Source organism: Curtobacterium pomorum (genome assembly GCF_044497295.1).
Classification (GTDB): domain Bacteria; phylum Actinomycetota; class Actinomycetes; order Actinomycetales; family Microbacteriaceae; genus Curtobacterium.
On sequence record NZ_CP172409.1, the window covers coordinates 1,590,456 to 1,603,930 of the forward strand.

The 13,475-nt window shown below is 71.7% G+C and carries 14 protein-coding genes; 3 read left to right on the top strand and 11 right to left on the bottom strand.

The window, feature by feature from the left end; all coding sequences use genetic code 11:
* Nucleotides 1–21: 21 nt before the first annotated feature.
* A complete protein-coding gene (locus tag ACGH48_RS07685) occupies nucleotides 22–642 on the bottom strand; it encodes a hypothetical protein (protein ID WP_123313009.1) in 621 nt (206 codons plus the stop codon).
* Between the two features lie 318 nt (nucleotides 643–960).
* A complete protein-coding gene (locus ACGH48_RS07690; protein WP_340197197.1) occupies nucleotides 961–2,415 on the bottom strand; it encodes an APC family permease in 1,455 nt (484 codons plus the stop codon).
* A 98-nt stretch (nucleotides 2,416–2,513) separates the two neighbouring features.
* On the opposite strand from ACGH48_RS07690, the gene ACGH48_RS07695 reads away from it, so the two are divergent.
* Nucleotides 2,514–2,942 (top strand): DUF6892 domain-containing protein, encoded by a 429-nt coding sequence (locus ACGH48_RS07695; protein ID WP_396290890.1) that lies wholly within the window; start codon nucleotides 2,514–2,516, stop codon nucleotides 2,940–2,942.
* Between the two features lie 19 nt (nucleotides 2,943–2,961).
* On the opposite strand, the gene ACGH48_RS07700 is transcribed toward ACGH48_RS07695, so the two are convergent.
* From ACGH48_RS07700 to ACGH48_RS07710, 3 genes are read right to left on the bottom strand one after another with little or no spacing between them, the layout of a single operon-like run.
* On the bottom strand, nucleotides 2,962–3,561 hold the full coding sequence (locus ACGH48_RS07700) for a uracil-DNA glycosylase (protein ID WP_396290892.1): 600 nt from the start codon (nucleotides 3,559–3,561) through the stop codon (nucleotides 2,962–2,964).
* Between the two features lies 1 nt (nucleotide 3,562).
* Nucleotides 3,563–4,780 (bottom strand): glycosyltransferase, encoded by a 1,218-nt coding sequence (locus ACGH48_RS07705; RefSeq protein WP_396290894.1) that lies wholly within the window; start codon nucleotides 4,778–4,780, stop codon nucleotides 3,563–3,565.
* Between the two features lie 9 nt (nucleotides 4,781–4,789).
* Nucleotides 4,790–5,626, bottom strand: a complete 837-nt coding sequence (locus ACGH48_RS07710) for a DUF429 domain-containing protein (protein WP_396290895.1) — start codon at nucleotides 5,624–5,626, stop codon at nucleotides 4,790–4,792.
* Nucleotides 5,627–5,658: 32 nt separating this feature from the next.
* Between ACGH48_RS07710 and ligD the strand changes: the two genes are divergently transcribed.
* Nucleotides 5,659–6,678: a non-homologous end-joining DNA ligase gene (gene ligD / locus ACGH48_RS07715; protein ID WP_396290897.1), complete on the top strand. Its 1,020-nt coding sequence runs from the start codon at nucleotides 5,659–5,661 to the stop codon at nucleotides 6,676–6,678.
* 19 nt (nucleotides 6,679–6,697) lie between these two features.
* On the opposite strand, the gene ACGH48_RS07720 is transcribed toward ligD, so the two are convergent.
* The 3 genes from ACGH48_RS07720 to ACGH48_RS07730 all read right to left on the bottom strand — a co-directional run bounded on the left by ACGH48_RS07720 (nucleotide 6,698) and on the right by ACGH48_RS07730 (nucleotide 8,181).
* Nucleotides 6,698–6,841, bottom strand: a complete 144-nt coding sequence (locus ACGH48_RS07720; RefSeq protein WP_185021377.1) for a hypothetical protein — start codon at nucleotides 6,839–6,841, stop codon at nucleotides 6,698–6,700.
* Nucleotides 6,838–6,999: a hypothetical protein gene (locus ACGH48_RS07725; protein WP_396290898.1), complete on the bottom strand. Its 162-nt coding sequence runs from the start codon at nucleotides 6,997–6,999 to the stop codon at nucleotides 6,838–6,840. The genes ACGH48_RS07720 and ACGH48_RS07725 overlap by 4 nt, the downstream gene beginning before the upstream one ends.
* Nucleotides 7,000–7,137: 138 nt before the next feature.
* The gene (locus ACGH48_RS07730; RefSeq protein WP_396290899.1) at nucleotides 7,138–8,181 is read right to left on the bottom strand and encodes an ATP-dependent DNA ligase; all 1,044 of its coding nucleotides are present in this window, start codon (nucleotides 8,179–8,181) and stop codon (nucleotides 7,138–7,140) included.
* Between the two features lie 169 nt (nucleotides 8,182–8,350).
* Between ACGH48_RS07730 and ACGH48_RS07735 the strand changes: the two genes are divergently transcribed.
* Nucleotides 8,351–9,394, top strand: a complete 1,044-nt coding sequence (locus tag ACGH48_RS07735; protein ID WP_396290900.1) for an MBL fold metallo-hydrolase — start codon at nucleotides 8,351–8,353, stop codon at nucleotides 9,392–9,394.
* A gap of 17 nt (nucleotides 9,395–9,411) precedes the next feature.
* Here ACGH48_RS07735 and ACGH48_RS07740 read toward each other — a convergent pair whose 3' ends face one another.
* From ACGH48_RS07740 to ACGH48_RS07750, 3 genes are all read right to left on the bottom strand, one after another.
* A complete protein-coding gene (locus ACGH48_RS07740) occupies nucleotides 9,412–10,044 on the bottom strand; it encodes an FMN-dependent NADH-azoreductase (protein WP_396290902.1) in 633 nt (210 codons plus the stop codon).
* Nucleotides 10,045–10,186: 142 nt separating this feature from the next.
* Nucleotides 10,187–11,794: a putative Ig domain-containing protein gene (locus ACGH48_RS07745; protein WP_396290904.1), complete on the bottom strand. Its 1,608-nt coding sequence runs from the start codon at nucleotides 11,792–11,794 to the stop codon at nucleotides 10,187–10,189.
* Between the two features lie 220 nt (nucleotides 11,795–12,014).
* Entirely contained in the window at nucleotides 12,015–13,469 is a 1,455-nt protein-coding gene (locus ACGH48_RS07750) for a putative Ig domain-containing protein (RefSeq protein WP_396290905.1), read from the bottom strand.
* Nucleotides 13,470–13,475 lie beyond the last annotated feature (6 nt).

Sequence of the window (13,475 nt, forward strand, 5' to 3'; positions counted from 1 at the left end):
GCCCGGTGGTCTCGTGACCGGTCAGCCCTGTGGCGCGGTGTCGGGCACGGTCTCGCCCGTGAGCCCCTCGACGACGGCCTTGGCCGCGGGCCAGGACTTCGCGTAGTGCTCGGGGTCCGAGTTGATCTGCACCGCGTGCGCCATCTGCGTCGGCGTCATCGTCTTCCAACCGGGCACCTTGACGAGCTTCGCGTAGAACATCGACGCCGCCGTGTACGGGTCCATCCGCTGCTCGTACGTGCCCCAGGCGCCGTTGTCGCGCTGCTGGAACAGGCCGCGGCTGTCCGGGCCGGCGGCGTCGCCGTGGTCCAGGTTCACCAGACTCGACTCGCCGATCGCGGTCATGACCCCGACGGCCTGGGTGTGCGGCCCGATGCCGAGCGCCTTCGCGGCCTGGATCACCGACGCAGCGTTGACCAGGCGGTCCTGGCAGAATCCCGCGATGGGACCGGCGGGGACGACCATGCCACCGACGGTCTTCGAGGCGACCTTCGGGCACGTGGGGGTGGCGTCGGCGGCGCTGGACTTCGCGATCCCGGCGATCGAGTTGACCGCGATGACGACGAGCACCACGACCCCGATGCCGACGACCACGATGCCGGCGCCGAACACCGACGCGAGCGTGATGCCGACACGGCGCATGACGGGACCTCTCGACGGACGGGGCGGGGCAGGCGGAGCACGACGAGCGTACGGGCGCCGCCTGGGAACCGCACCCGCCCGATCGGGGGCCGCGGTGACGTGCTGACGGTCCTGGTGCGCCGAACGCGGGGTTCGGGAACCAGGACCGTCAACGGCAACACGAGGTTCGGCCCGACGTCAGCTTCGGCCGGACGTCAGCTTCGGCCCGACGTCAGCGGCGGCGTCGGCGTGACCTGCTCCGACCCCATCCGCCGGCGGAGAGCGAGACGAGCGCGATGGCCGCGATCACGATCGTCCAGATGACGGCGGTCGCGTCCATCAGACGTCGCGGTGGTCGTGCGGCGGGTGCTGCACCTTCGTCGGTTCGGTGACCAGGCCGGTCGGGGCCTTCTCCGGCTGCTTGCGGCCGTGCGTGAACCACGTCACCGCCCACAGCACCACGCCGAGGGCCAGCAGTGCGCCGGCGATCTGGTACTGCTGCGGGTCACGTCCGGACGAGAACGGCAGGACGAGCCACAGGCAGGTGATGATGCCGATGACGGGGATGATCACGCCGGCACGGAAGTGCTTGTGGTCGACCTTGTCGCGGCGGAGCACGAGCACCGTCAGGTTCACGACGGCGAACACGGTGAGCAACAGGAGCGAGGTCGTGCCACCGAGGACGACCACGATCGGGGAGTCCGGGTCGAGCGAGACCCAGCCGATGAGCAGCAGGGAGATCGCGGTGGTGAAGACGATCGCGTTCGACGGGGTGCGACGGGCGGGGGAGATGCGGGCCAGGAACCCCGGCAGCACGCCCTGCTTGCTCATGCCGTACAGCAGTCGCGACGCCATCATCATGTTGATCAGGGCGGTGTTGGCCACGGCGAACATCGAGATGAACGGCAGCAGGTCGGCGATCGGGAAGTCCGGCGCCGCGGTCTGCACGACGGTCACGAGCGGGGTCTCGTTGCCGGCGAGCTCACCGATCGGCACGACGGCGACGGCGCAGATGGACACGAGCGTGTAGATCACGGCCGTGATGCCGAGGCCGGTGAGCATGACCTTCGGGAAGATCCGCGACGGGTCCTTGGTCTCCTCGGCCATGTTCACCGAGTCCTCGAAGCCGACCATCGCGAAGAACGCAAGCGACGTCGCCGTGGAGATCGACATGAGCAGGGTCTTGTCCTCGGGGGTCTCGAACATCACCACGCGCGAGAAGTCCGCGTTGCCGCCCGCGATGGCCCAGAAGCCGATCAGGATCACCATGACGAGACCGGACAGCTCGACCAGGGTGAGGACGACGTTCGTCTTCACGCTCTCGCTGACGCCGCGGAAGTTGATCGCCATCACCGCGAGCATGAAGCCCATGGCGATGAGCATCACGACGGCGTTCGGCAACTCGAGCCCGAACCCGACGCCGAGGTTGGCGGCGAACGCGCGCGACGCCGTCGACGCCGAGGTGATGCCGGAGCACATCACGATGAAGGTCACGATGAAGGTGATGAAGTGGACGCCGAACGCCTTGTGCACGTAGAGCGCAGCGCCCGCGGTCTGCGGGTACTTCGTCACGAGTTCCAGGTACGAGAACGCCGTCAGCAGGGCGACCGCGAAGGCGATGAGGAAGGGGAGCCACGCTGCTCCTCCGACCTCTGCCGCGACCTGACCGGTGAGCGCGTAGACACCCGTCCCCAGGATGTCGCCGACGATGAACAGCAGCAGGAGCTTGGGACCGATGACCCTGCGGAGCTCGGGCTGCTCCTGCTGTGGTCGGTCCGTCTTGGTGGTGGCCATGCGTCACCCTTGCGCGCGAGACGCCTTGCTGTCTAGTCCCACAGGAAGGTTTCTCGCGATCGCAACACGGTCGCTCGGCGACGGATACTCTCCGGGCCATGGACCACGAGTCGAACACCACCGAAGAGCCCGTCGAGTTCGCCGACTTCAACGCGAAGCTGCTGGTGCTCGACGTCCTCTGCTACGACCTCGACGTCCTCGACCCGTACGACCCGGAGACCGCCGACGAGACGGACGAGGACCTCGACGTGGACGGCCAGGACGACCGCGCCCGCGAGTACTACGACGACCTGGAACTCCTGCCGTCGCACCTGTCGCTCGTCACGGAGCTCACCGTCGACACCGACCTCGAGGTGCTCCAGGACGTGCACCCCGGGTGGGAGGGCTCCGACGACCGCTTCGACCCGCAGAACTGGGACGACGTCCTCGACCTGCCGGCACTCCGTACCGTGTACGCCGCGGCACCGCTGCCCGCCCACGTCGCCGAGGCCCTGGCCGCGAAGGGCGTCGAGGTCCGCTCGGCCTGAGCGGAGGCACCGGCACGGGCTAGCGGTCCAGCGCCCGTAGCTGCTCGGTGAACTGCGTCGCGCCGCCCTGTGCCGGGTGCCGGACGGCGATCGCCTCGATGCCGGCCAGCGCGAGCGCACCCTGGGCCTTCCGACCCACGGCGACGACCCGGACCCGGTCGACGCCGCCGAGTGCCTCGAGCAGTGCGAGGGCGACGGGTGCTCCCGAACGCACTTCGGCCGGACGGGGTGTGCGGTTCGTCCGGCGGTCCGGGGCGACGAACGGGTGGTGCGGGAAGATCGCCCACGCCACGGGCAGCGGTCCGGTCCAGTCGGACAGCGCAGCCTGCACGACGCGCGAGGACGCCTCCCACGGTGCCGTCGGCTCAGGAGGTGCGGAGTACCCGGGTCCGAGCTCGCGCATGCTCGTGAACGGGATGCCGGTGTTCGTCATGCCGCGCCACCCGGGTGCCTCGGCCACGAGCAGGGTGTCCGCCGCCGGCCCGAAGCGCTCCAGGTACCGCTGCAGGTTCGATCGGCGCAGTCGTCCCTCGGCCGAACCGAGGTCGTACAGCGCTTCCGCGTCGGGCTCGACCAGCACGGCGTCGAGCGCCGCCCAGAACGCGTCGAACGCCGTCACCTCACGATCTGACCCGCGACGCGCTGCCGAGCACCCGGCGGTACACGTCCTCGAGCCCCGAAGCCGACCGTTCCCAGCTCAGACGCTCCGCGTGCTCGCGGCCCGCCGAGGCCAGCCCCGCCGCGTACCCGGAGTCCGTCAGGATCCGCTCGATCTCGGCAGCCCACACCGACGGCTCACGGGACTCGAGCACGACGCCCGTCTCCCCGTCGACCACGGCCTCGCGCAGACCCCCGGCAGCGGCGGCCACGACCGGTACGCCGGACGCCGAGCCCTCCAGCGCCACGAGACCGTACGTCTCGGAGTGCGACGGCACGAGCACGGCTGCCGCGCCACGGAACAGGAACGCCAGGTCGGCACGCGACTGCGGCCCGATGAAGGTGACGCGGTCGGCGATGCCACGCGCGGCGGCGAGCCGACGCAGTTCGTCCACGTAGTCACCCGCCTCGCTCGAGGCATCACCCGCGATGACCAACGTGGGGCGGGCCTCCTGGCTGATGCCCGCGATCGCCTCGATGGCCAGGTCGAGCCCCTTCAACGGCTGGACGCGAGCCGCTGCGACGACGTAGGGGGTGGCGGCTCGGCGCGCACCGACGGCCGCGGGGCGGAAGACGGACCCGTCGACCCCGGGCGGCACGATCCAGATGCGCGCGTCGGCACCGCCGAGCCGCGTCCGGACCGTCGAGGCCTCGGCCTCGGAGACCACGACGACCGCGTCGGACTCCCGAGCCAGCAGCTGCTCGCCCGCGATCCGCCCGGCCGACTCGGGCCGCTCGCCCTCGGACAGCGGTGTCTCGGGGTCGGCCGCGATCGAGTGGAACGACTGCACGTGCGGGATGCCGCGCTCACGGGCGACCGGCAGAGCAGCGGCACCGGAGAACCAGTGGTGCGAGTGCAGGACGTCGAACGGCCCGAGCTGCTCGAGCTCGCGCCGGAACGGCTCGATGAACGCGTCGTGCTCGCCCTTCGGCACGGGCTCCGCCGGACCCGCCGACAGGAACCGCAGGCACACACCCGGCACGAGCGACACCGAGTCCGGCTGCGTCGGCGCCGAACGCCGCGTGATGATGTCGACGTGGTGGCCACGGTCGGCCAACGCCTCGGCCTGGTGTCGGACGACGACGTTCATGCCGCCGACCTCACCCGACCCGGGTTCGTCTCCGGGGGAGGTGTGCAGCGACACCAGCCCGATGTGCAGGGGTTCGCTCGTCGTGCTCACCGGTCAACCCTAGCCGCGCGGCCTCCGCTGCGACGGGCGCGCGGGCGCCACCACGACGGGCCGGCGGCCCGCCTCGTCCGCAGGATCGGTGGGGAGGCTCGGCTCGCCTCCCAGGATCTGCACGCGCTGGTCGCCGTGTCGCTCCCAGAACGCCGCCGTCCAGGCGCAGAGGGCGCCGTCGAGCAGGTCCTCGCGGTGCTTGTGCGTCGGACCGTGCAGCACCGACGGGTCGGCGAGCCGCGCTGTCAGCGGGTGCGAGTCGAGCAGCAGCGCCGGGTCGAGCGGCGTCACTCGCAGACGCCGGACCAGCTCGTCGAACGCCTCGGCGCGACGGGCACGTGCCTCGGCGGCGGGGATCCGGAGGTCGAGTCGCTTGTAGCGGGGACGCTCGACGTCGTACCCGAGCTCCTCCACCCCGACGAGCGTCGTGTAGGGGTAGCACTCGAACACCGCCGGCCCGGTCCTGTCGTGCATCGATGCGGTGTCGGACACGTACTCGACGCCGAGTTCGGTGAGCCGGTCGAGCAGCTGGGCGCCGGCGCTCGCCGCAGAGGCCTGGTTCGTCGGGTTCGCCGCGACCTTCCACCGGCCGTACCGCTGCCCCACCTGCCGTTCCGCTTCGCGGATGCCCGTCGGGTTCGTCACCACGAGTGAGGCGTCGACCGCGATGAGGGACCGTGGCCCGAGGTGCGCCGCGATCCAGTCGGTCACGTCGTCGACCCCGCGGGCCCATCCGGCATCGGTGATCGTGCCGTCGGACTCCATCGCGACCAGTCCGGTCTCGTTCGGGGCGCGGCTCGCGGTGCCGAGCCCCCACGCCAGGTCCACTCCGAGGTACGCGCTCACTCGTCCATCGTGCACCGAGTACCTTCCGCTGCATGGCGAGCGAAGCGACGACGGTGCGGGTACCCGGGCCCGACGGGGAGCGCGAGGTCCGGATCAGCAGTCCATCGCGCGTGCTCTGGCCGGAGGCCGGGATCACGAAGCTCGACCTCGCCGAGTACCTGGTGACCGTGGGCGACGCCTTCGTCCGGGCCAACGGTGACCGGCCCATCTCGCTGCAGCGGTTCCCCGGCGGCGTCGACGGCGAGCAGTTCTTCTCGAAGAACCCGCCGAAGGGCGCCCCGGAGTACGTGCGATCGGTCACGGTCACGTACCCGAGCGGCCGGAAGCACCCGCAGCTCGTGGTCGACGAGCCGGCCGTGGCGGTGTGGGCCGCGCAGATGAACACCGTGGTCTTCCACCCCTGGGCGTCGCGCGCCGAGGACAGCGACCACCCGGACCAGCTCCGCATCGACCTCGACCCGCAGCCCGGCACGGACTTCTCGGACACGGTGCCGGTGGCGCAGGAGCTCCGGAAGGTCCTGGCGGAAGCGGGCCTGACGGCGTGGATCAAGACGAGCGGCAACCGCGGTCTGCACGTGTTCGCCCCGATCACACCCGAGCACGAGTTCCTCGACGTCCGGCACGCCGTGATCGCCGCCGCCCGCGAACTCGAACGGCGGATGCCCGACCGGGTCACGACGGCGTGGTGGAAGGAGGAGCGGGGCCAGCGGGTCTTCGTCGACTTCAACCAGGCGAACCGCGACCGCACGATGGCCGGTGCCTACAGTCCGCGGGCACTGGCGCACGCTTCGGTGTCGACGCCGATCACGTGGGACGAACTGCCGACAGCCGACCCGACGACGTTCACGATCCGGACGGTCCCGGAACGTCTGGCGACGATCGGCGATCCGTGGCGGGCGATGCACGACGAGCACGCGAGCATCGCGCCGCTGCTGGAGTGGTGGGAGCGCGACCTGGAGAACGGTGAGGGCGAGCTGCCCTTCCCGCCGGACTTCCCGAAGATGCCCGGCGAACCACCGCGCGTGCAGCCGTCGCGAGCGAAGAAGCCCTGACCCGGGCCAGCGCGAACCGTCAGACGGCGGGCAGCGTGTCCGTCGAACGATCCGGGTCGTCGACACGCGACGTCTGCAGGGGCAGCCCGACGCTCGCCGTGTGCAGGCGGGTCAGCCGCGACCAGGTGCCGCGGTGCGCGTCACTGATCCCGTCGACGATCACGAGCCCAGACCGATCGTGACCAGGGCGAGCGCCGTGGCGGTCACGCCGGCGATGGCGCTGATGACCGCACTGAGCTGGAGGGTGCGCTGGCGGCGTGCCTCGCGCGCCTCGGTGAAGGGGTTCCGCTGCGAGTGGCGGACAAGCGTGCTGGTGCTCATGTCGATCCGCTTTCGATCCTGGGGCTCCCGGGATGGGCGCCTCGTGCTGCTGATCACCATGCTGGCAGCGCGTCGCTAGTTTGCCTAACTACTTTCCTGCTGGTGCCGCGAACACGTCGAAAAACGGACAACGGGGCGTCAGGACAGGACATCCCGCAGGTCGTAGGCCGAGGGCACCTCGAGCTGGTCGAAGCCGCACGACTCCGCGTCGCGGTCCGGGCGCCACCGTTCGAACTGCACCGTGTGCCGGAACCGGTCGCCCTCCATCTGGTCGTACCGGACCTCGAGCACGACCTCCGGCGCCAGCCGGACGAACGACGTGTCGCGACCCGACGAGAAACGCGACCGTTCCCCGTCGCCGGTGACGGGCCTCCCGTCCGCATCGCGGAGCACGACGGGCTCGAGCTCGTCGACCAGGGCGAGCCGGCGTTCGTCGGAGAAGGCGGAGACGCCGCCGACCTGGCGGAGCTCGCCGTCGTCGCCGTACAACCCGACGAGCAGCGACCCGACCCCCGAACCGCTCTTGTGGACGCGGTACCCGATCGCGACGACGTCAGCCGTCCGGTGGTGCTTGATCTTGAGCATCGTCCGCTTGCCCGGCTCGTACGGCTTGGCCCGGCGTTTGGCGACGACGCCGTCGAGTCCGGCGCCCTCGAAGGTGGTGAGCCACTCGCGGGCCTGTTCGACGTCGAGCGTGGTGCGCGTGACGAACAGCGGGTCGGACATGCCGCTCGCGAGCTGCTCCAGGCGTTCGCGTCGCTCGTCGAACGGCAGGTCGACCAGTTCGTCGCCGTCCGCCGCGAGCAGGTCGAACGCGACGAACTGGGCCGGCGTCTCGGCGCTGAGCTTCGCGATCCGCGACGCCGCCGGGTGGATGCGTTGCGACAGCGCCTCCCAGTCGAGACGTTCGGCTCCGGGCTCGCCGGAGCGCAGGATCACCTCGCCGTCGAGCACGACGGGATGGTCGCGGCCGCCGAACTGGGCGCGGAACGCCTCGACGAGTTCGGGGAAGTAGCGGGTGAGCGGCTTCGCCCCGCGGCTGCCGATCTCGACGTCGTCGCCGTCGATCGTCACGATGCCGCGGAAGCCGTCCCACTTCGGTTCGTACCGCAGGCCGCCGGTCACGCTGTCGGGGTCCGGGACGTCGGCGACGGCCTTGGCCAGCATCGGTGCGATCTCCATGCGTCGTGTCTACTCGGGCGCGGGTTGGGCTTGCGTGGGCGGGGTGTGCGCTTCGTGAGCAGGAATGGTCGGGTCCGGCGCGACGACTCGACCATTTCTGCTCACGAAGTGCGGCCGGGAGGCCCGGCTCGCCCTGGGCGGATCGGCGCGCGTCAGTAGTGTGGTGCGGGTGACGACCGTGCCCCCGTCGGCAGTGCCGGCTCCGGAACCGATCAGCCCTGTGCAGGCCGCCGCGCTCCGCGACGGCGTCCTGCCGCCCGTCGAACAGGTGCGGCCGGGCACCTGGACCTTCGCGGTGCCGTTCCGGTTCGGTGTGCCCGACGCGACCCTGGTCTACGCGGTGGAGGGGTCGGACGGCTCGCTCGCGCTGATCGACCCCGGGTGGTCGGCCGACGGCGGCGTCGACGAGGTCCGCGCCGCACTGTCGGCGATCGGTCGGTCGCTCGACGACGTGTCCCTGGTGGCCGTCACGCACCTGCACGCCGACCACCTCGGTGCCGCCGCCGCGATCCGCCGAGCGACCGGTGCGCGGGTCGCGATGCACGGGCTCGAGGTCGAGGCGCTGGACCGCGAGCGCACCGACGCCGTGCAGAACGACGCCGACATCGCCACGTGGGGCCTGCCGCCCGAGCTGCACGACGGCGTCGTCGCGGCCTGGGGGAGCGGGCGACGGATCGGGCTCGGGCGGAGCGAGGCGCCGTACGCCGACCTGCTGCTGGCGGACGGCGACGTGCTGCCGATCCCCGGTCGCACCATCCGGACGCTCTGGACGCCCGGGCACACCGCCGGGCACGTGTGCTTCGTCGATGAGGTCGACGGACTGTTGTTCACCGGCGACCACGTGCTGCCGCGGATCAACTCCGGGATCGGCCTCGGCGGTCGGACCGCCACGAACCCGCTCGGCGACTACCTGGCGTCGCTCGGCCGACTCGACGGGTACGCCGGGCTCGAGGTCTGCCCGGGCCACGAGTACCGGTTCACCGACGTCGTCGCCCGCGCACGGACGCTGGCGCGGCACCGCGAGGAACGGTCACGGCACGTCGCCGAGGCGCTCGACGTGCTCGATCGGCCCACGCTGTTCGAGGTCGCCGCGCGGGTGCCGTTCAGCGGCGGGATCGAGTCGATGACCGGGTTCCTGCTCGCGAGCGCGCTGACGCAGACGGCGTTCCACGCGGAGCTGCTCGGCCGGTCCGGCGAGGTCCGCCCCGCCTGACCGCTCGCGTCCTGACGTCAGCCGAGCGTGGTGGCCAGGCGCTCGATCGTCGTCTTTGCGTCGGCGAGCTCGGCGGACGCGTGCTCGGCGAGCGGCGCGAGGTCGGGCAGCCGGTCGGCCAGGGTCGCGCTGACCGTGATGGGGTAGAGCTTCATGCCGAGCGCCGTGCCGAGGATGAGGTGCAGGACGGGCGATCCGTGGTCCCAGTCCTCGGTCGGGGTGCCGGCGTCGTACGTCGCGCCGCGGCTGACCACGGTGACGACCGGACGGCCGGCCAGGGGCTGCACGTCGCCGGCCAGGACGCCGGGGACGTGGATGCGGTCGATCCACGCCTTGAGCGTCGACGGCACCGTGTAGTTGTACAGCGGCGAACCGACCACCACGACGTCGGCGGCGAGGAGTTCGTCGATGACCTCCTGGCGGAGCGCCTCGGCCTCGGGGGCGACGGTCTCGTCCGCGGTGCGGTCCGCTGCCGCCCAGTGCAGCGCCGAGGTCTCGAGGTGCGGGAGCTGGTCGACGTGCAGGTCGCGGCGGACCACCGTGTACTCCGGTCCGCGGGCGCGCCAGGCGTCGGCGAACGCGGCGGTCAGCGCGCGCGAACGGGAGTGAGCGAGGTCGGCCGAGGAGTCGATGTGCAGCAGCGTGGGCATGGTGCCCACGCTACCGACGGTGGCACGGAAACGGCCCCGCCGCCCCGGTGCGGGGTCAGGCGGGGCCGAGGTGGGCCTCCCGTCCGTCACGCGGGCACGTGACGGACGGGAGACGACGGGGGCCGTCAGCGCTCGTTGTCCGTCAGCGCTGTGCGCGGCGACGGCGCAGGGTGCGGGCGCCGATCAGGCCGGCACCGGCGACGAGCAGGCCGAGGGCCCAGGGCAGGGCACCGGTGGCGTCCGAACCCGTGTAGGCCAGCTGGCCGCCACGGTTCGTCGGGGTGACCGGTGCGGCCGCGGGGACCGGGGTGACCGGGGTGACGACCGGGGCGACCGCAGTCGGCTGGACGTCCACCGCGAACGAGGTGCTGAACTCGCCGGCGGCGACGGTCAGGTTGTGGATCGACGCGTGCGGGAACGTGACGTTCACGAGACCGAAGAAGTCCAGGTCGGGGTCCGGAGCGATGACGTCGCTGGCCACGTCGGACGTGACGGTCGGGACGATCGACTCGTCGTTCTCGTCGGTGATCTCGTTGCCGTACCGGTCGACCAGGTTGCCGGAGACGACCAGGGTGCCGCCCTGCTTGATGGTCGGTCGACCACCGTCGACCTCGGTCCCGACGGACCCACCTTCGCCGTCACCCTTCATGGTGATCGTGTAGACCTTGCCCTCCGGGTCGATGACCCAGGTGGTCCGGGTGCTCGTGTCGTCGTCGTCGAAGTCGAACGCGCCGGCACGGTCCGTCGTGAACACCACCACGCCCAGCGGTGCTGCTGCCTCGACGGTCAGGTCGACGTACTGCGTGACGGTCTCGGTACCGCTGGTCGCGGTGACGGCGAAGGTCCAGTCGGAGCTCCAGGTCGTGACACCGCTGAGCTCACCGGTCGACGCGTCGAAGGTCAGGCCGTCGGGCAGCTGGTCGGCGGGGGAGTCGTTGAACTCGGCATCCTCGTCGAAGAAGTACGCGAGCTTGTACGTCGGCTCCGGGAAGCCCTGCGCGCGGAACGTGTACGAGAACGCGTCACCGGCGGTGGTGCTCAGCTCGAGCGGGTGGTCGACGTCGGCGCCGGCCTTCGTCGGCTTGCCGTCCTCACCGAGGAAGGCGGGGGTCTGGCTGACGGGCGCGGTCGCGGCGGAGGTCACCGAGGTGGTGTCCGTCGCGCCGGGCAGCGTGCCGGTCACGGTGACGGTGATCGTCTTGCGCACGTCGGTGGGGTCGATGCGGTAGGTCGCGGTCTTCGACAGGACGTTGCGGTCCTGGTCAGCCCAGACGTACTTGTACGAGGAGTCCTCGTCGAAGCCGGTGACGACGGCGCTCAGGAGCGTGCCGACCTTCGCCGCGCCGTCGATGGTGACGGTGGCGTCGGCGGCCTTGGTGGTCACGTCCGGCGTCGGCTTCGCGGTCGGCGCCGGGGTCTCGGCGGCCGGAGCCGTGGTCTCCGGAGCGGCCGGCTCGTCGGCCGGGGCGGTCGCGTCGTCGCTCGGGGTGGGGGCCGGGGTCTCCTCGGCGGGGGCAGGGGCCGGGGTCTCGTCTGCGGGGACCGTCGGGTCGTCGGTCGGTGCGGGCGTCTCCGTCGCGTCGACGGGTGCCGGGGTCTCCTCGGAGACGACGGGCTGCGTCGAGTCGACCGGCTCGACGGCGCTGGCGGCGGTCGCGGACATGATGCCGAGACCGGTGGTCAGACCGACGAGTGCGACGGTGGTGCCGACGGCGCATGCGCGACGAACGGCGGAGGTGCTGCGGTGCACGGGTTCCCCCCATGTTCAGGTCCGGCTGGGTGGCCGGATCGTAAGAATCTGCCGAGAGTTTCGGCCTGCTCGGATCGTAGTGCGGCTGCGTGGCCGGTCAGGGGTTGGTGACCGGAATGTGACCATGGTTGGGGGTTCGTGCGGGAACCCGCGTCGGACGGGAGGCCCGTGGCGGATCCGCCACGGGCCTCCCGTCCGTCATCCGGTGCGCTGCACCGCGTCAGGCGCGTCGGCGACGCAGCCGGTGGACGAGCAGGCCGCCGCCGGCGGCCAGCAGGCCGAGCGCCCAGGCGAGCGGGCCGGACGTCTCCGCGCCCGTGTAGGCGAGGGTGCCGGTCCCGGAGCCGACTGTCGGGGTCGTGGTGCCGATGGTCGCTGCCGCCGGCTGCACGTCCACGTCGAACGAGGTGGACACCCCGTCGAGAGCGACCGTGATCGTGTGCGGCGACGCGTGCGGGAACCCGACGCGAGCGTTCCAGGGGTCGGACGGGAACGAGACCTCGTCCGACGAGACGCTGCTCGTCACCGTCGGCGTCGTTCCCTCGTGGTCCTCGGTCGGGTTGCCGTACGCGTCGAGCGGCGTGACCCGGACGGACATCGTCGCGCCCTGGGCTGCCGGGACAGCGTCGACCGGGTTCGCGTCGGGGCTCTCGGCGAAGATCTCGCGCAGACCGTGTTCGCCCGCCTGCCAGGCCTGGCCCGTCCCGATGACCCCGATGAGCAGCTCGAGGTGGGCTGTGGCGGCCGGACGGATGGACAGGTGGACGTACTGCGTCGCCGCGCGGGCGCCGTTCATCGCCATGACCTGGAAGTCCCACTCGCCCGCCTGGGTCGGTGCACCGCTGAGTCGGCCCGTCGCCTCGTCCACGGACAGGCCCGCCGGAGCCGTCGGGTACGCGTTGCCCGGCACCGGGAAGGCGGTCGGACCGCTGAGCAGGATGTAGTGCAGCTCGCTCGACGATCCCGTCGCGGTGAAGGTCCGGTCGACCGTGTCACCGGCCGTGGTCTCGATGCGGATCGGGGACTCGGGCTTCGACTGCTCGTCGAACGTGATGACGTCCGGCTCTGCGGCGGGGGAGACGGTGAGCTCGACGTGTTCGGTGATCTGGGTCGAGCCGCTCAGGGCGACGACCTCGAAGCGGAAGGTGCCGGCGTCCGTCGGGGTGCCGCTCAGCACGCCGGTCTCGACGTTGACGCTGTAGTCGGACGGCCCGGCGGCCGAGGACGGGGCGTCCTGGATCGCGTAGCCCACGGTGCCGTTGCCGCCGGTGGTCTGGAAGGTGTGCGAGAACGGGGTGCCGACGGTCGCGGTGAGGGCGAGTGGGGCGTCCTCGGTCGACGGCTCCGTGAACGCGAGGTCGCTGCCGTCGTCGGCGGCGGGCGCAGCGGGCAGTGGGGTCTCCGACTCGTCGGCGGGAGCCGGCGTCGGATCGGGAGTCGTGCCTCCCGGCTGCTCGTCGGGGGTGTCGGTCGGGACGGGCGTCTCGGGCGAGGCGGACGCAGCGGGTGTCGCGGCGCTCGTCGCCGCCGGTGTCACGGTGCTGGTCGCCGCCGGTTCCTCGGCGGCGACGGCGGTCGTGGCGCCGATGCCGAGGGCCGACGAGGCGGCGACGATGGCGACGGCGGCGCCGATCGCGGCGACGCGACGCGTGGTGGACGTGCAGGGCTGACTCATGGGATC